17 protein-coding genes are annotated in these 19,514 nt (G+C 70.8%); 8 read left to right on the forward strand and 9 right to left on the reverse strand.

Annotated elements, in window-relative coordinates:
- Window positions 1-225: 225 nt before the first annotated feature.
- Window positions 226-1,908, reverse strand: a complete 1,683-nt coding sequence (locus ACZ6ZQ_RS11015) for a protein kinase domain-containing protein (protein ID WP_469768217.1) — start codon at window positions 1,906-1,908, stop codon at window positions 226-228.
- A gap of 303 nt (window positions 1,909-2,211) precedes the next feature.
- Between ACZ6ZQ_RS11015 and ACZ6ZQ_RS11020 the strand changes: the two genes are divergently transcribed.
- Window positions 2,212-3,861, forward strand: a complete 1,650-nt coding sequence (locus ACZ6ZQ_RS11020) for a protein kinase domain-containing protein (protein ID WP_469768218.1) — start codon at window positions 2,212-2,214, stop codon at window positions 3,859-3,861.
- Between the two features lie 19 nt (window positions 3,862-3,880).
- On the opposite strand, the gene ACZ6ZQ_RS11025 is transcribed toward ACZ6ZQ_RS11020, so the two are convergent.
- On the reverse strand, window positions 3,881-4,930 hold the full coding sequence (locus tag ACZ6ZQ_RS11025) for a phosphotransferase (protein ID WP_469768219.1): 1,050 nt from the start codon (window positions 4,928-4,930) through the stop codon (window positions 3,881-3,883).
- Between the two features lie 226 nt (window positions 4,931-5,156).
- Entirely contained in the window at window positions 5,157-5,816 is a 660-nt protein-coding gene (locus ACZ6ZQ_RS11030; RefSeq protein WP_469768220.1) for a response regulator, read from the reverse strand.
- Window positions 5,817-6,139: 323 nt separating this feature from the next.
- Here ACZ6ZQ_RS11030 and pdhA point away from each other — a divergent pair, with 323 nt between their 5' ends.
- The 3 genes from pdhA to ACZ6ZQ_RS11045 are packed head-to-tail and all read left to right on the forward strand — an operon-like array spanning window position 6,140 to window position 9,728.
- A complete protein-coding gene (gene pdhA / locus ACZ6ZQ_RS11035; RefSeq protein ID WP_469768221.1) occupies window positions 6,140-7,309 on the forward strand; it encodes a pyruvate dehydrogenase (acetyl-transferring) E1 component subunit alpha in 1,170 nt (389 codons plus the stop codon).
- Window positions 7,310-7,312: 3 nt separating this feature from the next.
- On the forward strand, window positions 7,313-8,293 hold the full coding sequence (locus ACZ6ZQ_RS11040; protein ID WP_469768222.1) for an alpha-ketoacid dehydrogenase subunit beta: 981 nt from the start codon (window positions 7,313-7,315) through the stop codon (window positions 8,291-8,293).
- A gap of 10 nt (window positions 8,294-8,303) precedes the next feature.
- A complete protein-coding gene (locus tag ACZ6ZQ_RS11045; protein WP_469768223.1) occupies window positions 8,304-9,728 on the forward strand; it encodes a dihydrolipoamide acetyltransferase family protein in 1,425 nt (474 codons plus the stop codon).
- Window positions 9,729-9,818: 90 nt separating this feature from the next.
- Here the strand turns inward: ACZ6ZQ_RS11045 and ACZ6ZQ_RS11050 are convergent, their stop codons facing one another.
- On the reverse strand, window positions 9,819-10,763 hold the full coding sequence (locus ACZ6ZQ_RS11050; protein ID WP_469768224.1) for a D-alanyl-D-alanine carboxypeptidase family protein: 945 nt from the start codon (window positions 10,761-10,763) through the stop codon (window positions 9,819-9,821).
- 333 nt (window positions 10,764-11,096) lie between these two features.
- Between ACZ6ZQ_RS11050 and ACZ6ZQ_RS11055 the strand changes: the two genes are divergently transcribed.
- A complete protein-coding gene (locus ACZ6ZQ_RS11055; protein WP_469768225.1) occupies window positions 11,097-11,750 on the forward strand; it encodes a GntR family transcriptional regulator in 654 nt (217 codons plus the stop codon).
- Window positions 11,747-13,060: an MFS transporter gene (locus tag ACZ6ZQ_RS11060; RefSeq protein ID WP_469768226.1), complete on the forward strand. Its 1,314-nt coding sequence runs from the start codon at window positions 11,747-11,749 to the stop codon at window positions 13,058-13,060. Before ACZ6ZQ_RS11055 ends, ACZ6ZQ_RS11060 begins: the two co-directional genes overlap by 4 nt.
- 91 nt (window positions 13,061-13,151) lie before the next feature.
- Here the strand turns inward: ACZ6ZQ_RS11060 and ACZ6ZQ_RS11065 are convergent, their stop codons facing one another.
- Window positions 13,152-13,976, reverse strand: coding sequence for a maleylpyruvate isomerase family mycothiol-dependent enzyme (locus tag ACZ6ZQ_RS11065; protein ID WP_469768227.1), 825 nt, complete (start codon window positions 13,974-13,976; stop codon window positions 13,152-13,154).
- Between the two features lie 134 nt (window positions 13,977-14,110).
- Here ACZ6ZQ_RS11065 and ACZ6ZQ_RS11070 point away from each other — a divergent pair, with 134 nt between their 5' ends.
- Window positions 14,111-14,926, forward strand: coding sequence for a carbon-nitrogen family hydrolase (locus tag ACZ6ZQ_RS11070; protein ID WP_469768228.1), 816 nt, complete (start codon window positions 14,111-14,113; stop codon window positions 14,924-14,926).
- Window positions 14,927-15,055: 129 nt separating this feature from the next.
- On the opposite strand, the gene ACZ6ZQ_RS11075 is transcribed toward ACZ6ZQ_RS11070, so the two are convergent.
- Window positions 15,056-16,003 (reverse strand): CAP domain-containing protein, encoded by a 948-nt coding sequence (locus ACZ6ZQ_RS11075; protein WP_469768229.1) that lies wholly within the window; start codon window positions 16,001-16,003, stop codon window positions 15,056-15,058.
- A gap of 179 nt (window positions 16,004-16,182) precedes the next feature.
- A complete protein-coding gene (locus ACZ6ZQ_RS11080; protein WP_469768230.1) occupies window positions 16,183-16,899 on the reverse strand; it encodes a hypothetical protein in 717 nt (238 codons plus the stop codon).
- Between the two features lie 74 nt (window positions 16,900-16,973).
- Here ACZ6ZQ_RS11080 and ACZ6ZQ_RS11085 point away from each other — a divergent pair, with 74 nt between their 5' ends.
- Window positions 16,974-18,782: an NHL domain-containing thioredoxin family protein gene (locus ACZ6ZQ_RS11085; protein WP_469768231.1), complete on the forward strand. Its 1,809-nt coding sequence runs from the start codon at window positions 16,974-16,976 to the stop codon at window positions 18,780-18,782.
- 48 nt (window positions 18,783-18,830) lie between these two features.
- Here ACZ6ZQ_RS11085 and ACZ6ZQ_RS11090 read toward each other — a convergent pair whose 3' ends face one another.
- Together ACZ6ZQ_RS11090 and ACZ6ZQ_RS11095 are read right to left on the reverse strand one after the other, a co-directional pair.
- Window positions 18,831-19,133 (reverse strand): hypothetical protein, encoded by a 303-nt coding sequence (locus ACZ6ZQ_RS11090; RefSeq protein ID WP_469768278.1) that lies wholly within the window; start codon window positions 19,131-19,133, stop codon window positions 18,831-18,833.
- A 121-nt stretch (window positions 19,134-19,254) separates the two neighbouring features.
- Complete coding sequence (locus tag ACZ6ZQ_RS11095) at window positions 19,255-19,485, reverse strand: DUF6458 family protein (protein WP_469768232.1); 231 nt, start codon at window positions 19,483-19,485, stop codon at window positions 19,255-19,257.
- Between the last annotated feature and the right edge of the window lie 29 nt (window positions 19,486-19,514).

Consider the following 19,514-nt stretch of genomic DNA (forward strand, 5'->3'; position numbering starts at 1 on the left):
GTCGCCGAGATGTCGGACTCAGCGTCACATGCAGGGGCATTTCCGGCATCTCGGGCAAAAGCCCCACTCGGCCCCGGCGAACCCGGCCCCGGCGAACCCCCGACCCCGGCGAAGGGCCCGGCAAGCGAGCGGCCCGCAAGCGAGCGGCCCGGCACACACGCGTGTACCGGGCCGTCAGAAGGAACTCCGAAGGAACTCCGAAGGAACTCCGAAGAACGCGCCGAGCTACTGAGACTCGGCCGGGTCACCCGTGGAGACCTCCAGGGTGAACTCGACATCGTCCGCCGAGACCTCGGTGTCGGCCGCCGGGTACTGCGTGATGATCGAGCCCTCGCCGTACACGGCCTCGTTGACCGGGCGCTCCGACTTCACCGACCAGCCCGCGGCCTGGATGCACTCCTTGACCGAGGCGACGTTCTTGTACGTGAAGTCGGGCACGAGGATCTTTTCCGGGTCCTGGCCCTCGTCGGGGGAGGTGCACGCCTCCGTGTCGATCGTCTTGCTCAGGTCGGGTCCCTTGTGCCCCGCCACCGCCGAGTCGCTCGGCGACGGGGTGCCGCCGCCCCCGCCGTCGTTGCCACCCGTGATCACCTTGATGGCGATCAGGCTGGCGATGACCACGACCGCCACCACGACCGAGCCGAGGATCAGCGGCATCCGCGAGTTGCCCGAGCGGCGGGCCGAACCGACCGGCTGCTGGGGCGAGATGTTGTACGGCGCCGGTGAAGGAGCCGGGGTCCCGTACGCGGGGGCGGGCGCCGGGGTCGGCGCCTGCTGCGGGTAGCCGTAGGTCGGAGGAGGTGTCGAGGCCCCTTGAACCGGACCCGGACCCGGGCTCGGGGCCGTGGTCGGCGGGCCGTAGGGCCCCGGCTGGTACGGCTGCTGCACGCTGTGCGGGGGCGGCGCCGGAGTCGACTGGTCCACCGGCGGGAACACCGCGGACCCCACACCCGCGCCGCTGTTCGTCGGCGCACCCTGCACGATCACCGGCGCGCCCGGCTGGCCGGCGCTCGCGACCCGCATGCACTCGTCGCGCATCGCGGCAGCGCTCGGGAAACGCTCGTTCGGGTTCTTCTTCAGCGCCCGCCCGACCAGCGCGTCCATCGCCGGGGTCACCGCGCGGTTGATGGAGGACGGAGCGACCGGCTCCTCCTGCACATGCGCGTACGCGATCGCGAGCGGCGAGTCCGCGTCGAACGGCAGCCGGCCCGTCAGCAGCTGGAAGAGCATGATGCCGACCGAGTACAGGTCGGAGCGCGCGTCGACCCCGCGCCCCAGCGCCTGCTCCGGCGACAGATACTGCGGAGTACCGACGACCATGCCGGTCTGCGTCATCGACGTGACGCCCGACTGCATGGCGCGCGCGATACCGAAGTCCATGACCTTGACGACGCCACGCTTCGTCACCATCACATTGCCCGGCTTGATGTCCCGGTGGACCAGGCCGACCTCATGGCTGGTCTCCAGGGCCGCCAGCACATCCGCGGTCACCTTGAGCGCCTTGTCCGCGGGCATCGCGCCGAACTGCCGGATGTCGGTCTGCAGTACCGATCCGAGAGGCTGGCCCTCCACGTACTCCATGACGATGTACGGCATCACACCGCCGTCACCGGCGTCGGAGCCGCTGAACGTGACCGTGTCCTCACCGGTGTCGAAGACCGACACGATATTGGTGTGGGACAGCTTGGCGACGGCCTGCGCCTCGCGACGGAACCGCTCACGGAAGGACTGTTCGCGGCCGAGTTCCGTGTGTAGCGTCTTGATGGCGACCTGCCGGTCCAGCGCGCTGTCGTACGCGAGATACACGGAGGCCATACCGCCCTCGCCGAGCAGGTCGCGAAGCTGGTAACGGCCGCCCGCTACCGAACCGCCCGCATAGCGGCCGCTCTGTGCGCCGTCCTGGCTCATGACTGTGCTTCCCCCTAGACGCGCACCGTCGAGCGGTGACAGCGGTGATCCGGATTACGGGCCAAGTCTGCCCGAGGGCACGGACACGTCAAGCCAGGTGCCCGTTCCGTGACCGTACGCACAAGAAGCGTCCCGTAAGCGTTACAGGAACGGCACGCGATTTGCATGGGCGTACCGGCAACGGGTTCTATGGCCGGTCCATCTCGAACCGGCATGTCACGAGAAGCCTGTAGCGTGACGTGGAAAGGCACCCGAGGGACGCTCGCGCATGCGCAGCGCGGCAAGATACGACGGCGAGGACTGATGGCACCCGAACCCGAAGCAAGTGGCGGAGGAGTGTCGGATGCTGCGGACTCCTGGGGCGTCGGCGGACTGGTCGGCGACGGCCGCTACCGGCTGACCCACCGTCTGGGCCGCGGCGGCATGGCCGAGGTGTTCGCGGCCGAGGACGTACGGCTCGGCCGTACCGTCGCCGTGAAGCTGCTCCGGGCCGACCTCGCCGAGGACCCCGTCTCCAAGGCGCGCTTCACGCGTGAGGCGCAGTCGGTCGCCGGCCTCAACCACCACGCCATCGTGGCCGTGTACGACTCCGGCGAGGACGTCGTGGGCGGCCAGTCCGTCCCTTACATCGTGATGGAGCTGGTCGAGGGCCGCACCATCCGCGATCTGCTCATCAGCGCCGACGCGCCGCCGCCCGAGCAGGCGCTCATCATCGTCTCCGGTGTGCTGGAAGCGCTCGCGTACTCGCATCAGCACGGCATCGTGCACCGCGACATCAAGCCCGCGAACGTCATCATCACCAACGGCGGTGCGGTGAAGGTGATGGACTTCGGCATCGCGCGCGCCCTGCACGGCGCGCAGTCGACGATGACCCAGACCGGCATGGTCATGGGCACGCCGCAGTACCTCTCCCCGGAGCAGGCGCTCGGCAAGGCCGTCGACCACCGCTCCGACCTGTACGCGACCGGCTGTCTGCTGTACGAACTGCTGGCGCTGCGTCCGCCGTTCACCGGCGAGACCCCGCTCTCCGTCGTCTACCAGCACGTCCAGGACATGCCGGTGCCGCCGTCCGAGGTCTCGGACGTGGCCCCGCCGGAGCTGGACGGCCTGTCGATGCGCGCGCTCGCCAAGGACCCGGACGACCGGTTCCAGAGCGCCGAGGAGATGCGCGGACTGGTGCAGTACGGGCTGCAGATGATCCAGCAGCAGGGCAGCCACACGGGCGCGTGGAACACCGGCCCGGTCGATCTGCACGAGAGCGGCCACACCGCGGTGATCGGCATGGGAGCCACGGCCGCGATGGGCCACCCGATGCACGGGGACACCTCCCAGGGGCCGATACTGCCGCCGCGCAACCCGGACGACGGGGCGTACCACGGCGGTGGGCTCGGACAGGGCGGCGGCAAGGGCGGCGGCCGCGGCAAGGTGTGGCTGTTCGTCGCGCTCGCGGTGATCGCGATCGTGGCGGGTGTGGCCTTCGCGCTGGACAAGGCGGCCAACACCGGGAACAAGGAGAAGGACGACACCAACGTCTCCGACACCACCCCGACCAAGTCCAGTGTCTCGCCCACGCCGTCGGAGACGGAGAGCGAGGAGAGCGAGGAGCCGGAGTCGTCGACGGGCGGCAACGAGGAGCCCTGGAGGCCGTCCAACTCCCCTACGGACAACCAGCCGTCCACGCCGGAGACCCCGACCGACGGCGGCCCGTCCGGTACGCCGTCCACGACCGAGGGCACGGATTCCGGTACGAGCACCGGCACGGATTCCGGTACGAGCACGGGCACGGACGCGGGTTCGACCGAGGGCACGGATTCCGGTACGAGCACCGGCACGGATTCCGGTACGAGCACCGGCACGGATTCCGGTACGAGCACGGGCGCGGACGCGGGTACGACCACCGGCGCGGACGCCGGGACGACCGTCGGCGCGGACGCGGGCACGACCGCCGGCTGACCGCCCCCTGCCTTCGCTCTCACCCCGCGAAGGCCTCGCACACGGCCTCGTACTCCCGCGTCCACCACACCGCCAGGGCCGACACCGCAGGAAACTGCGGGTCGGCCCTTCGGTCGTGCAGCTGGTAGCGCCAGCGCAGTATCCAGAAGTCGTTGAGCCGCTCCCACCACACCCGGTGCACGGCGGCCGCCAGCTCCGCGCAGTCCGCCCCCGCCGCCCGCCGGTAGGCGCGCGCGTACGCCCGTACCTTCGCCAGCTCCAGCGCTCCCGCGGGCTGTACGAAGAAGATCGCCGCGGCCCGTACGGCCTCCTCGGCGCGCGGCTGCACCCCCAGCCGGTCCCAGTCGACGATCGCGGCGGGTTCGGCGCCCTGGTACAGCAGGTTCAGCGGGTGGAAGTCGCCGTGCACCCAGCCGCTGGCGGCGCCCGGCGGCGGCCGTCGGTGCGCGTGCCGCTCCAGCAGGGCGCGGCGCTCCAGCAGCCGGTGCTCGGCGAGCGCGTCGAAGGTGTCCCGGGGGCTGTGGCCGCGAGCCAGGTCCAGCAGTCGGTCGATGAGGGCGAAGGTCTCGTCGGGGTCGGCGCTGTCGTGCTCCCGGCTGTGGCTGTGGTCGTGGCCGTGCTCCGGGGCGGGCGGGCCCGACTCCTCCATCACCCGCTCCAGACCGGTGTGCACCAGGCCCAGCAGCGCTCCGAGCCGGCGCGATTCGAGGGTGGTGAGCTGGGCACCGTCCCGGTGCCGGCCGTCGATCCAGGGGTGCAGGGCGTAGCAGCGGCCGCCGATGACCGCGACGGTGTCGCCGGCCGTGTCCGCGACGGGCGGGGCGACGGGGACGCCCAGCGACTGCAGCCGCTGGGTGGCGCGGTGCTGGCGGGCGATGGTGTCGCGGTCGGCGGTCGGCGCGTCGAGATGGTGTTTGAGGAAGTAGGCGCCGCGGGTGGTGGCGAGGCGGTAGCCGCGGTTCAGGAGGCCCTGGGTGACGGGCTCGCAGGAGAGGGGCTCGCCGGCATCCTCGTACCGGCGCAGGAGCGCGCCGAGCGGAGGCGGGGCAGTAGCAGATGAGCGCGGCACTCGCCAGATGTTAGATCACTCAGCGTGTCGATGAGGTCGCCCCCCGAAATGTCCATGCTGGTCGCCGGCCGGCCGTACGTACGGGACCCGGGGTGGGCAGCTCGACGGCGCGGAGTTCCTCGGCCGGTCCCGAACGCGTCAGCCGGTCCCGGACGCGTCACCCGGACGGAGCCGGTCCGTCCGGGTGGTCCTTCCGCTGCCGCCCGCATTCAGCGCCGCACGGACCTCAGCGCCGCTCCGCCTTCATCCTCGCCACATACGCCGCGGCCTGCGAGCGCCGCTCCATGCCCAGCTTGGCGAGCAGGCTGGAGACGTAGTTCTTGATGGTCTTCTCGGCCAGGTTCAGCCGCTCGCCGATGGCCCGGTTGGTCAGACCCTCGCCGATCAGATCCAGGATCCTGCGCTCCTGGTCGGTGAGGCTCGCCAGCTTGTCGTCGGCCTTGGGGCTGTTGGCGTCGCGCAGCCGCTCGAGGACGCGCGCGGTGGCGGCCGGGTCGAGGAGCGACTTGCCCGCCGCCACGTCCCGTACGGCGGTCAGCAGCTCGGCCCCGCGGACCGCCTTGAGGAGGTATCCCGAGGCCCCGGCCATGATCGCGTCGAAAAGGGCTTCGTCGTCCGCGTGCGAGGTGAGCATCAGGCATTTGATGCCGTCGTTCTGGGAACGGACCTCACGGCACACCTCGACCCCGCTGCCGTCCGGAAGGTGCACGTCGAGCACGGCCACATCCGGGCGGGTCGCGGGAATCCTGATCAGTGCGTCCGCGGCGGTACCGGCCTCGCCGACGACCTCGATGTCCTCCTCCACGGACAGCAACTCGTAGACGCCACGCCGCATCACCTCGTGGTCATCGACCAGAAATACGGTGATTTGTCCCTCTTCATGCACGAAAGCAGTCTCACATATTCACTCTTCCAATGCCCGGGGTGCCCGGGATAACGTGCCGGTGTTCCGGCAGCCTGCAGGGCTGTGACCAGTGGTTGTTCCCGCATTTCTCGATTTACTTGGAAATCCAAGCAAAATCGCAGGTCAAATGGGGTTTCGCAGTAATGCACCCCACTGGGTAACGTGCCTTTGGCAGGGCGCTCGCCGGGGCACCTGTCACGCCTGTTCCCGGCCGAGCCGCACCCACCCCGTGCACCGACGGGTACAGGCGAGCCGCACTGGACCCCGGCGGACCCCGGGGGCCGGACAGACGGAGGAGCACGCACGTGACCGTGGAGAGCACTGCCGCGCGCAAACCGCGCCGCAGCAGTAAGCGCGTCAGCGCAGCGAAGAAGCCAACGAGTTCCGAGCCCCAGCTCGTACAGCTGCTGACGCCCGAAGGTGAGCGGGTCGAGCACCCGGACTACGACATCGACCTCAGCCCCGAAGAGCTCCGCGGGCTCTATCGGGACATGGTCCTCACCCGCCGCTTCGATGCCGAGGCGACCGCACTCCAGCGCCAGGGCGAGCTGGGCCTGTGGGCCTCGCTGCTCGGCCAGGAGGCCGCCCAGATCGGCTCCGGCCGTGCGCTGCGCGACGACGACTACGTCTTCCCGACCTACCGCGAGCACGGCGTCGCCTGGTGCCGCGGGGTCGACCCGACGAACCTGCTGGGGATGTTCCGTGGCGTGAACCACGGCGGCTGGGACCCGAACAGCAACAATTTCCACCTGTACACCATCGTGATCGGCTCGCAGACGCTGCACGCGACCGGCTACGCGATGGGAGTCGCCAAGGACGGCGCCGACTCCGCGGTGATCGCGTACTTCGGTGACGGCGCCTCCAGCCAGGGCGACGTCGCCGAGTCGTTCACCTTCTCCGCGGTCTACAACGCCCCGGTCGTGTTCTTCTGCCAGAACAACCAGTGGGCGATCTCCGAGCCCACCGAGCGCCAGACCCGCGTGCCGCTCTACCAGCGCGCGCAGGGCTTCGGCTTCCCCGGCGTCCGCGTCGACGGCAACGACGTGCTGGCCTGCCTCGCCGTGACCCGGTCCGCGCTGGAGCGCGCCCGCCGCGGTGAGGGCCCGACGCTGGTCGAGGCGTTCACGTACCGGATGGGTGCCCACACCACCTCCGACGACCCCACCAAGTACCGGCACGACGACGAGCGGCAGGCATGGGAGGCCAAGGACCCGATCCTGCGCCTGCGCACGTACCTGGAGAACGCCGTCCTCGACAAGAGCGAGGCCGAGGCGTTCTTCACCGCCCTCGACGAGGAGAGCGACACGCTCGCCAAGCGCGTCCGCGAGGCCGTCCGCGCCATGCCCGACCCGGACCACATGGCGATCTTCGACAATGTCTACGCCGACGGGCACGCCCTCGTCGACGAGGAGCGCGCGCAGTTCGCCGCCTACCAGGCGTCGTTCGCGGACGCTCCGGCGCAGGAGGGCAAGTAAGCCATGGCCGTAGAGAAGATGTCCCTCGCGAAGGCGCTCAACGAGTCGCTGCGCAAGGCCCTCGACACCGACCCCAAGGTCCTCATCATGGGTGAGGACGTCGGCAAGCTCGGCGGAGTCTTCCGTATCACCGACGGGCTCCAGAAGGACTTCGGCGAGGAGCGGGTCATCGACACCCCGCTCGCCGAGTCCGGCATCGTCGGCACCGCGATCGGTCTCGCGCTGCGCGGCTACCGCCCGGTCGTCGAGATCCAGTTCGACGGTTTCGTCTTCCCCGCGTACGACCAGATCGTCACCCAGCTCGCGAAGATGCACGCCCGCGCGCTCGGCAAGATCAAGATGCCGGTCGTCGTCCGTATCCCCTACGGCGGTGGCATCGGCGCGGTCGAGCACCACTCCGAGTCCCCGGAAGCCCTCTTCGCGCATGTCGCGGGCCTCAAGGTGATCTCCCCGTCGAACGCGTCGGACGGCTACTGGATGCTCCAGCAGGCCATCCAGAGCGACGACCCGGTGATCTTCTTCGAGCCGAAGCGGCGCTACTGGGACAAGGGCGAGGTCGACACCGAGGCCATCCCCGGCCCGCTGCACACCGCCCGTGTCGCGCGTCCCGGCACCGACCTCACGCTCGCCGCGTACGGGCCGATGGTGAAGGTCTGCCTGGAGGCCGCCGCGGCCGCCCAGGAGGAGGGCAAGTCGGTCGAGGTCCTGGACCTTCGCTCGATGTCCCCGATCGACTTCGACGCCGTCCAGAAGTCCGTCGAGAAGACCGGCCGGCTCGTCGTCGTCCACGAGGCCCCGGTCTTCTACGGCTCCGGCGCGGAGATCGCCGCCCGCATCACGGAGCGGTGCTTCTACCACCTGGAGGCGCCGGTGCTGAGGGTCGGCGGATTCCACGCCCCTTACCCGCCGGCCCGGCTGGAGGAGGAGTACCTTCCGGGTCTGGACCGGGTGCTCGACGCCGTCGACCGCTCGCTGGCGTACTGAGGAGAGGGTCGTGACGACGATGACTGAGAACGCGGCTCGCTTCCGTGAGTTCAAGATGCCCGACGTGGGCGAGGGACTCACCGAGGCCGAGATCCTCAAGTGGTACGTACAGCCCGGCGACACCGTGACCGACGGCCAGGTGGTGTGCGAGGTCGAGACGGCGAAGGCGGCCGTCGAGCTGCCGATTCCGTACGACGGCGTCGTGCACGAGCTGCGCTTCGACGAGGGCACCACGGTGGATGTCGGCACCGCGATCATCACGGTGGACGTGGCGCCGGGGTCGGGCCCGGCCGAGGAGCCGCCGCCGGCGGCCACCGAGCCCACGCTCGCGGCCGCCGAACCGGAGGCCGAGGCGAAGCCCGCGGGCCGCCAGCCGGTGCTGGTCGGCTACGGCGTGGCCGAGTCCTCCACCAAGCGCCGCCCGCGCAAGGGCACCTCGGTGCCCGAGCAGGCGCAGGCCGCACAGGTCCAGGCGGCCGTGCAGGCCGAGCTGAACGGACAGGGGACCGCCGCCCCCGCCGCGGCGCGGCCGCTCGCCAAGCCGCCGGTCCGCAAGCTGGCCAAGGACCTCGGCGTGGACCTCGCGACGGTCGTACCGAGCGGGCCCGACGGGATCATCACCCGCGAGGACGTCCACGCGGCGGTGGCTCCCGCGGCCCCCGCCGCCGCCCCGGCGCCGGTGCAGCCGGTGCAGGCGCCCGCCCCGGCCGCGGAGCCCGTTGCCGTGGCCGGCGCCCGCGAGACCCGTGTCCCCATCAAGGGCGTACGGAAGGCCACCGCGCAGGCGATGGTCGGGTCCGCCTTCACCGCGCCGCACGTCACCGAGTTCGTCACGGTCGACGTCACGCGCACGATGAGGCTGGTCGAGGAGCTCAAGTCCGACAAGGACATGGCGGGGCTCCGCGTGAACCCGCTGCTGCTCATCGCCAAGGCGCTGCTGGTCGCGATCAAGCGCAACCCGGAGGTCAACGCCGCCTGGGACGAGGTGAACCAGGAGATCGTGCTCAAGCACTACGTCAACCTGGGCATCGCCGCGGCCACCCCGCGCGGTCTGATCGTGCCGAACATCAAGGACGCGCACGACAAGACCCTGCCGCAGCTGGCGGAGTCCCTGGGCGAGCTGGTGGCGACGGCCCGTGAGGGCAAGACGACCCCGGCGGCCATGCAGGGCGGCACGGTGACCATCACCAACGTCGGCGTCTTCGGTGTCGACACCGGTACACCGATCCTCAACCCGGGCGAGTCCGCGATCCTCGCGGTCGGCGCGATCAAGCTGCAGCCCTGGGTCCACAAGGGCAAGGTGAAGCCCCGCCAGGTCACCACTCTGGCGCTCTCCTTCGACCACCGCCTGGTCGACGGCGAACTGGGCTCCAAGGTCCTGGCGGACGTCGCCGCGATCCTGGAACAGCCGAAGAGGCTCATCACCTGGGCCTGACCCGGTCATCACCTGGGCCCGACCGGCTCATGAAAGAGGTCCCGGGACGTGCGCCGCGTCCCGGGACCTCTTCCGTTCGTTCAGGCGTGATCAGTCACGCTGCGCGCCGGCCGGGAGTGAGCGCAGCTCCATCGTCCGGGCGCTGGTGGAGGCGAAGCCGAAGTCGAGCAGCTTCGCGGCGTCCGTGAAGCGCGCGTCGCCGGTCGTCGAGGCCAGGACGACACCGGTGTAGGTCTTGCCGTTGCGGGTCGCGGCGAAGACGAGGCAAGGGCCCGCGGCCGTGCCGGTCCCGGTCTTCACACCGATGGCGCCGCTGTACGAGCCCAGCAGCTTGTTGGTGTTGTACCAGGTGTACGTACGGGTGCCGCCGGTGCTCGTCGTCGCGGTGGTCTTGTACGACGTCACCTTGACGACGTCACGGAAGGTGGCGCTGCTCATCGCGTGGCGGGCGAGCTTCGCCAGGTCCCACGGGGTGGTGTAGTTGTTCCCCGTCGTGGAGATGCCGTCGAACGAGTCGAACTTGGTGTTCACCAGGCCGAGCTGCGTGGCCTTCTTGTTCATCTTGCCGATGAACGACTTCGTGCGGGCGGCGGTCGTCGTCCCGGTGCCGTAGGCGTCGGCAAGGGCGTACGCGGCGTCGCAGCCGGACGGCAGCATCAGCCCGGACAGCAGCTGGCGGACCGTCAGCTTGTCACCGGTGCGCAGGTCCGCGGTGCTCGCGCCGTTGCGGACGACGTAGTCGCGGTACTCCTGCTTGATGGTGACCTTCTTGTTGAGGTCCACGCCCGGAGTGGTGAGGACCGTGATGGCCGTCACCAGCTTCGTGGTGCTCGCCATCTGGCGGCGCGTGTTGTTCGCCTTGCCGTAGATGGCCTTGCCGTCCGCCTGGTCGAGGAGGAAGCCGCCCTTGGCGGTGATGGACGGGATCGGCACCGCCGCCTGCGCGGGCGCGGCCAGGGGCGAGGCCGTCAGCAGCAGACCGCCCGCGAGAGCGACGGTGGCGGCGCGGCGCAGGCCCTTGTGGCTGAGTATCAAAGGAAACGCTCCGATGGTCGCGAATGCGTCGGAAGTCGCAACTTCCAAAGTCGATTTGGGACCCAGGAGAAAGGAGGGTCCCGATACGAGACTCGCGAGTGGGGCAGATGGATGTACGGATGTTGCGCAGATCTCGCGCGAACATCATCGGGGCTTCCGGCGCCGCCCCGTGTCACGGACACGCCCCCGCGCCCGGACACGCCCCGGGACCGTTCCGCATGCGCCCCGCAGGCGTCCTGGATGCGCCCTGACACGCCCCGCAGGTGCCCTGGATGAGTCCTGCATGCTGGACGGGTACTCCTGTTGCACCCCTGTTGTATCTAAGCTGTGCACATGTCCGCCGCCTCCACCAGACAGCCCCCTGCCGCCGAGCGCGTCTACGCCCACATCAAGCAGGCCGTACTCGACCGTCGCTACGAGGGCGGCACGCTGCTCACCGAGGGCGAGCTGGCCGAGGCCGTCGGAGTCTCCCGCACCCCCGTGCGCGAAGCGCTCCTCAAGCTGGAGATGGAAGGACTGCTGAGGCTCTACCCGAAGAAGGGCGCCCTGGTTCTCGCCGTCTCCGCCCAGGAGATCGCCGATGTCGTCGAAACCCGGCTGCTGGTCGAGGAGTTCGCCGTCCGCAAGGCCGTACCGGCTCCGCCGCGGCTGATCGAGCGCCTCGAGGAGCTGCTGGAGGAGCACAAGCAGCGCGCCGAGTCCGGCGACCTCGCCGAGGTCGCCGTCACCGACCGCTGTTTCCACGCGGAGATCGTCCGTCACGCCGGGAACGAGATCCTCTCCCGCCTCTACGACCAGCTCCGCGACCGTCAGCTGCGGATGGGTGTCGCCGTGATGCATTCGCACCCCGACCGGATCGCCAAGAACATCGCGGAGCACGCCGAGATGCTGGAGGCCATCAGGGCCGGCGACACCGAGCTGGCCGCGCACTGTGTGCGCCAGCACCTGAGCTGGGTCAAGGTGCTCGTCCGGGGTGAGGAGCGATGAGCTCGGCAGGACCGGGAGGCGCCGTCTCACTGCCCGGTGATCCGCCGGGCGGACGCCGGGCCCTCGTCGTCTGGGGCATCGGCGTCGCCGTCTACTTCGTCGCCGTCATCTTCCGTACGTCCCTGGGTGTCGCCGGACTCGACGCCGCCGACCGCTTCGACGTCAACGCCTCCGCGCTCTCGGCCTTCTCCATACTCCAGCTGCTGGTCTACGCCGGCATGCAGATACCCGTCGGCCTGATGGTCGACCGGCTCGGCACCAAGAAGGTGCTGACCCTCGGCGTCGTCCTCTTCACCGCGGGACAGCTCGGCTTCGCGCTCTCCCCCTCGTACGGCACGGCCCTCGCCTCGCGCGCGCTGCTCGGCTGCGGCGACGCGATGACCTTCATCAGCGTGCTGCGGCTCGGCTCACGCTGGTTCCCGGCCCGGCGCGGACCGCTCATCGCGCAGATCGCCGCGCTGTTCGGCATGGCCGGCAATCTCGTCTCGACCATCTTCATCTCCCGGCTGCTGCACGGCCTCGGCTGGACCGCGACGTTCGCCGGCAGCGCGGCGGCCGGAGGGCTCGTCATGGTGCTGCTCCTGCTCTTCCTCAAGGACCATCCCGAGGGATGCGAACCGGCCCCCGCCGAGCACGCCGGAGCCGCCTTCGTCCGCAAGCAGATCGCCCTGTCCTGGCGTGAGCCCGGCACCCGCCTCGGTATGTGGGTGCACTTCACGACCCAGTTCCCCGCCATGGTCTTCCTGCTGCTGTGGGGTCTGCCCTTCCTCGTCGAGGCGCAGGGGCTGTCCCGGGAGACCGCGGGCGAACTGCTCACCCTGGTGGTGGTCTCCAACATGGTGGTGGGTCTGGTGTACGGGCAGATCATTGCCCGGCACCATGCCGCGAGGGCGCCGCTCGCGCTCGGCACGGTCGCGGTGACGGCCGCGGTATGGGGCGCCACCATTGCCTACCCGGGCGACCGGTCCCCGATATGGCTGCTGCTCACACTCTGCACGGTCCTCGGCGCCTGCGGCCCCGCCTCGATGATCGGCTTCGATTTCGCCCGCCCCGCGAACCTGCCGGAGCGCCAGGGCACGGCCTCCGGCATCGTCAACATGGGAGGGTTCGTCGCGTCCATGACCACACTGCTGGCGGTGGGCGTGCTGCTGGACGCGACCGGCGACAACTACCGGATCGCGTTCTCGTCGGTGTTCGTCCTGGAGGCCCTGGGCGTGCTCCAGATCCTGCGGCTGCGGGCACGCACGGTGCGGCTGGAGCGGGAACGGCTGGTGGCGAGCCGGGTGGAGGCGGTCCACGTCCCGGCGTGACGCGCGGGCGCGGGGGAGGCCGCGGACGGCCCCGGCCGGGCGCACGGCGCCCGGCTGCCCGCAGGCGGCGGGGCGAGTACGCCCCGCCGCGCTACGGCGTCACCGCGAACGAGTCCAGGATCGCCGCCGCCAGGTCCGGGTCGCCCTCGACCTTGATCCGGTCGCCGACCGCCGCGGGCCTGACCCGGCCGGCGGCGAGCCGTACGTACGTCTCCCAGTCCAGCGCCAGCGTCGCCGCGGGCCCCAGCGACGGCGCGCCGTCTATCGTGCCGTGGCCCTCCGCGTCCACGCGGACGGTCCGCAGGAACTCCACGGGCCCGCTCACGTCGAAGACGACCGCCGAGTTCGGCGGGGCGCCCGCGTCCTTGGCGACGACCTTCGGCAGGACGGCCAGGAACGTGTCCCGTGCGACCAGGGCGCCGGGGGAGTCGAGGTTGCCCGGCTTGCCCAGCGCGGTGCGGAGGTCCTGCTCGTGCAGCCAGACGTCGAACGCCCGCATCCGGTAGGCCAGTTCCAGGGTCTGCTCGGCCCCGAGAGGGGCACGGACCATCGTGTCGGGCGCGCGGTTCTCGTTCCGCAGCTGCCTGTTCCGCCGGATGATCGTGTACTCCAGCTCGGAGGTCATCTCGGGTGCCGTGTGGTGCCGGCGCACATCGACCTGCATCTCCATGTAGCGCGAGAACTCACTGCGTACGTGGTAGAGATCGCGCGGCAGGGTGTGGATCGGCCGGGGGTCACCGAGCATTTCGCACTCCATGCCGATGACATGCGACACGATGTCGCGCACCGACCACGCGGGGCACGGCGTCGGGCGGTTCCACTCCCCTTCGACAAGGGGCTGCACCAGCTCGGATATCGCTTCGATGGAGTGGGTCCAGGCGTCGGCGTAGGTCTGGAGACTGGGATGGACGGTCACGGAACCCCTCGGCGGTTGTGCGCGGGCTGGGTGCTGTGGTGGACAAGTTACGCTGCCCTCGGGCACCCCGGCAGTGCTTTCGTGTGACGATCGTAGGCCCGTGTTGACGGCTCGAATGCCAGGACGGTGGTAGTGTGCGCGCCTCACTCATCCAGATCGCAGTAGACCCGGACGAACCCGTAGATTCCCGCAGGCAGCGAGCCGCGGCTCTGGTACGTGAGCAGGCCGGTGCCGATCTTGTCGTCCTCCCCGAACTGTGGCCGGTCGGAGCCTTCGCCTACGAGCTCTTCGAGACGGAGGCGGAGCCGCTCGAAGGTCCCTCGTACGAGGCGATGGCGAAGGCGGCGAGTGACGCGGGCGTCTGGCTGCACGCGGGCTCCATCGTCGAGCGGGCCCCGTCCGGCAGTGGCTCCGCCGCGGGTTCCGGCCCCCTCTACAACACGTCCCTGGTCTTCTCCCCCACCGGGGAACTCGCCCGGGTCTACCGCAAGATCCACCGCTTCGGCTTCGACAAGGGCGAGGCGGTGATGATGGCCGCGGGCGACGAACTCGCCACCGTACGGCTCCCCGAGGCCACCCTCGGCCTCGCCACCTGCTACGACCTCCGCTTCCCCGAACTCTTCCGCGGCCTCGTCGACGCCGGCGCGGACCTCCTCGTCATCGCCGCCGGCTGGCCCGAACGCCGCCGCGCCCACTGGACCCTGCTCGCCCAGGCCCGCGCCGTCGAGAACCAGTCGTACGTCCTCGCCGTCGGCAGCGCAGGCACCCACGCGGGCGTCGAGCAGGCGGGCCACAGCATCGTCGTCGACCCCTGGGGCGAGGTCCTCGCCGAGGCGGGCGCGGCGGAGGAGATCCTCACCGTCGACATCGACCCGGCGAAGGTGGCGCAGACCCGGGAGCAGTTCCCGGCGCTCAAGGACCGCGTCCTGGGGCTGACGCCGCCGCGGTGACGGTGCCGCGCTGACGGTGCCGCGCGGGCCGCACGGCCGGGGCGGTGCTGCGCCCCGGGGTCCGCACTGTGCCCCGGAGGTCCGTACTGCGCCCTGGGCCTCCACCCGGCCAGGCCCGGCCCGGCACGGTCAGTTCCGGGTGCCGAAGTTCTGCACCCACCACGGCCCGTTGGCGCTGAGGTTCACACCGACCCCGAAGTCCGTGAATCCGCAGTCCAGGATGTTGTCACGGTGGCCGGGGCTGTTCATCCAGTCGATCATCGCCGTCGCCGGGTCGTCCGGCCCCCGGTGGATGTTCTCGCCCCACTTGCCGGCCGGATAGCCCGCGGCGCGCATCCGGTCGTCGGCGTGCCGGCCCTCCGGGCTCGCGTGCTCGTAGTAGTCGCGGGCCGCCATGTCGTCGGCGTGCGCCTGGGCCGCGGCCTGCACCTGGACGCTCACCCGGAGCGGGGCGCAGCCGGCCTTCGCCCGCTCGACGTTGACCAGTTCGGCGATCTGCTCGGCGAACCGGGCCGCCTGGCCCGTCGCCTTGCCGCCTCCCCCGTCCTTCGTCCGTTCCGCGGCAGGCTGCGCGGTGCGCTCCTGGTGCCGGGACGTGGGGGTGGACGCGGCGGCCGTGCTGTTCCGGGTGCCGGTGGGCGCGCCGTCCGTCGTCCCGGGAGACGTCGAAGGTGCCGCCGACGGGGAGGCCGAGGGCGACGCCGGGGGTATGAAGCCGGAGAGTTCGCCGCCCGGGGCCAGCGCAACGCCCGGGTCCCCGGGCACCTCCCGCACGGACGCAGCCACGGCCTCATCGTTCGCAGCGTCCCCGTCCGAACCGCTCAGCGCGAAGATCCCGCCCGCGAGGACGGCAGCCGCGGCCACACCCACGACCACGGGCCCCGGCACGTCCGGCCGGAACCCCGGCCGCGGTCGGCGGCTGTGCCGGCCCTTCCCCGCGGCCCGCCGGCGCCCGCCGCGTACCTCTGGCGCAATCCGGACCGACTGGGTCGCCACGGTCTCGGGAAACGTCGCCACGGTCTCGGGAAACGTCGCCACGGTCTCGGGAAACCAGGTCGGCCTGTTCGTGCGCTGCATCGGGGCCCCGCTCTCATCGGAAGGCCGGTCCGTCCGGCACAGAGGAGAGGGGCGTGCGGCATACGGGATAACGGTTTTTCGCCTCGGGGCCGGAAGTCGCCCCTACTCGGTGGGACAGCACCGAGCCCCCGCGCGGAAACAGCCGATGGCCACGGCCCACCGGTCGTCGTGGTGGTGCGTCAGTCGCCGACCTGGTGTTCCACGCGGTGGCGGATGTACTCGTCCGGATGGGACCGGGCTATCGCTACCGCCGCGTCCACCAGGTCGTGCAACTCCGGCGGGTAGACCGACTTCCGGAGCGGCAGTCCGGGGAGGATGCAGCGCCGGACGTCCACGTGCTCGTTGGTCACGAACTCGCGCAGCGCGGCCTCTCGCCACTCGACCGACACGACCGAGCCGTCATCGGGTTCCGCCGGGTCGGCGACACCGGGATTCTCCGCCCGTACGAGGGGCATCCGCAGGGGCATGGCCGACCAGTACCAGGCCCGCGCGGCGCCCGCCCGCACCACGTCCGTGCCCGTCCGCAGGTAACCGAGCAGCGCGGATTGGACGCGTCTGTACCCGAAAGCGTTCAGAGCAGGCTCGACGAACTGACGGTTGAAGCTCGGATCGGGGTCGTGGACGGCCGCCCTGACGAGCGCGTCGAAGGACTCCTCGGAAAGGCTCACGTCCCGGCGGCAGGCCTCACGCAGTGCCGCCCGAGCGCGGTGCTCCCAAGTTCGTCGATCAGCGGGGTCCGGCTCCGGAGGGACATCGAGCCCGAGGATCCCGACGACGTCCGCCAGGCACCTGTAGAACGGCTCCCGACGGTCCTCCGTACGCCCCGGCAGCGCCATGAACGCCCGTACCGTCCCGGCCGTCTCACCAGCAGCCGTCTCGTTCCCGTCCGCAGCCAACCTTCGCTCCCCTGTCGCAGGCGTTGCCGTACGCGTGTGATCCGACGTTCATACCAGGATGGCAAGCTTGAACCATGAACGATGCCGCCCCGGCGCCCACCCCCGCGCCTGCGCCCCGCCGACGTGCCCGTGTCCGTGCCCCCGAGCTGATCGGCAAAGGGGGGTGGATCAACACCGGCGGCAAGGATCTGAAGCTCGCCGACTTCCGAGGTCGCACATTGATCTTGGATTTTTGGACGTTCTGCTGCATCAACTGCCTGCATGTCCTGGACGAGCTGCGCGAGCTGGAGGAGAAGCACCGGGACACCCTGGTGATCGTCGGTGTGCACTCGCCGAAGTTCGTGCACGAGGCCGAGCACCAGGCCGTCGTCGACGCCGTCGAGCGGTACGAGGTGCACCACCCCGTCCTCGACGACCCGGAGCTCGCGACCTGGAAGCAGTACGCCGTGCGGGCGTGGCCGACGCTCGTCGTGATCGACCCCGAGGGGTACGTCGTCGCGCAGCACGCCGGTGAAGGGCATGCCCATGCCATCGAGCGGCTGGTGGAGGAGCTGGAGGCCGAGCACGGCGCGAAGGGGACGCTGCGGCGCGGGGACGGGCCGTACGTACCGCCGGAGCCCGAGGCCGGCGATCTGCGCTTCCCCGGGAAGGCCGTGCTGCTGCCGTCCGGGAACTTCCTGGTGTCCGACTCGACCCGGCACCAACTGGTCGAGCTGGAGCCGGACGGCGAGACGGCCGTCCGGCGCATCGGCGACGGGGACTTCCGGGAGCCGCAGGGGCTCGCGCTGCTCCCGGACGGGCGCGTCGTCGTCGCCGACACCGTGAACCACGCGCTGCGGACGTACGACCCCGCGAGCGGCGCGATCGAGCTCGTCGCCGGCACCGGGCGGCAGTGGTGGCAGGGGTCGCCGACGTCCGGGCCGGCCCGTGAGGTGGATCTGTCGTCACCGTGGGACGTGGCCTGGTGGCAGGGCAAGGTGTGGATCGCCATGGCCGGCGTCCACCAGTTGTGGACGTACGACCCGGCCACGGACACCGTCGAGGCCGCCGCCGGGACGACCAACGAGGGCCTGGTCGACGGGCCGGCACCGGAGGCCTGGTTCGCTCAGCCGTCCGGTCTCGCCGCCACCGAGGACCGGCTGTGGATCGCCGACTCGGAGACCTCCGCGCTGCGCTGGGTCGACACCGACGGAGTCGTCCACACCGCCGTCGGCACCGGCCTCTTCGACTTCGGACACCGCGACGGGGACGCCGGACAGGCGCTGCTCCAGCACCCGTTGGGCGTCACCGCGCTGCCCGACGGTTCGGTTGCCGTGTCCGACACGTACAACCACGCGCTGCGCCGCTACGACCCGGCGACCGGTGAGGTGACGACCCTCGCCACCGATCTGCGGGAGCCGTCCGCCGCAGTCCTCGTGGGAGACGACATCGTCGTCGTGGAGTCGGCCCGGCACCGGCTGACCCGGCTTCGGCTGCCCGAGGAGGCCGTACGGGTCGAGGCCGTCGCGCACCGTACGCAGCGGGCCGCGACGGAGGTCGCCCCGGGCACGCTGCGGCTGGACGTCGTGTTCCAGGCCCCGGCCGGCCAGAAGCTCGACAACCGCTACGGTCCTTCGACCCGGCTCCTCGTCTCCTCCACCCCGCCGGAGCTGCTCACGGCCGGCGAGGGCGCGGGCACGGACCTGTTCCGTGAGCTGGAGCTCGACCCGGCCGTGACGGAGGGCGTGCTGCACGTCTCGGCGATGGCCGCGTCCTGCGACGACGACCCTGACAACGAGTACCCGGCCTGCCATGTGCACCAGCAGGACTGGGGCGTTCCGGTCCGTGTGACGCAGGACGGTGCGGCGCGCCTTCCGCTGGTGCTGGCGGGTATGGACGCCTAGGCCCGCACACGGCCCAGGGCCGCCACCGGGACCAGGGCCGCACCGGCCTCAGTGGAACAGGCCCTGCTTGGCCGAGAGGCGTCCCGCCGCGCCGTCGAGGCAACCGGCCACCCACAACCCCGGGTTGTGGGTGGCCCTGCGGCCGCCGAGTCCCTCGGACTCCATCCGCGCGCAGCCCCCGCTCAGCAGCTCCTTCGTCAGTTCGCCCGACACATCGGCCTTCCTGATGCGCGTGGCCTGCACGTACCCGGCCTCGTACGCGATGTCGTCACCCCACGGCGGGCGGTCGTTGTACTCGTGGACGAGTACGGCGGCGAGCGCGGCGATCAGCACGACGGCCGCGGCGAGCACGGTGGTCAACTTCCTTGGCGATGGGCCCCGGTGACGCACGAGGCTCGTCCGCTGTCCCAGCAGAACCATGTGAAACACCGTGTCAGGCAGGGTGTTTCGCGGATGTTGCGGTCCGTGTTGGTCAGCGGCGGCGTCCGGGCGTGCCGTCCTCGTCCACGTACGTCGGCGCGACCGGCGGGACGACCGCGCGCCGCCGCCTCGCGATACTCGTGAAGGTGGCGACGCCGATGATGCCCACCGCCATCAGAATCAGCCCGACCAGATCGAGGTTGACGCTCTCGGTCTGCCAGTCGGTCGCGAAGGTGAGGATGGCCCCCGCCCCGATCAGCAGAATGCAGCCTCCCAGGCCCATGATGTCCGCCTCCTGAAAGCAGTGTGCTG

The sequence above is a fragment of the Streptomyces sp. NPDC053673 genome (assembly GCF_055585225.1).

Bases quoted from the DNA above. Each gene is read 5' to 3' on its own strand.
- ACZ6ZQ_RS11015 (WP_469768217.1), bottom strand. From the start codon at position 1,908: ATGAGCCAGGACGGCGCACAGAGCGGCCGCTATGCGGGCGGTTCGGTA.
- ACZ6ZQ_RS11020 (WP_469768218.1), top strand. From the start codon at position 2,212: ATGGCACCCGAACCCGAAGCAAGTGGCGGAGGAGTGTCGGATGCTGCG.
- ACZ6ZQ_RS11040 (WP_469768222.1), top strand. From the start codon at position 7,313: ATGGCCGTAGAGAAGATGTCCCTCGCGAAGGCGCTCAACGAGTCGCTG.
- ACZ6ZQ_RS11055 (WP_469768225.1), top strand. From the start codon at position 11,097: ATGTCCGCCGCCTCCACCAGACAGCCCCCTGCCGCCGAGCGCGTCTAC.
- ACZ6ZQ_RS11060 (WP_469768226.1), top strand. From the start codon at position 11,747: ATGAGCTCGGCAGGACCGGGAGGCGCCGTCTCACTGCCCGGTGATCCG.
- ACZ6ZQ_RS11075 (WP_469768229.1), bottom strand. From the start codon at position 16,003: ATGCAGCGCACGAACAGGCCGACCTGGTTTCCCGAGACCGTGGCGACG.
- ACZ6ZQ_RS11085 (WP_469768231.1), top strand. From the start codon at position 16,974: ATGAACGATGCCGCCCCGGCGCCCACCCCCGCGCCTGCGCCCCGCCGA.
- ACZ6ZQ_RS11095 (WP_469768232.1), bottom strand. From the start codon at position 19,485: ATGGGCCTGGGAGGCTGCATTCTGCTGATCGGGGCGGGGGCCATCCTC.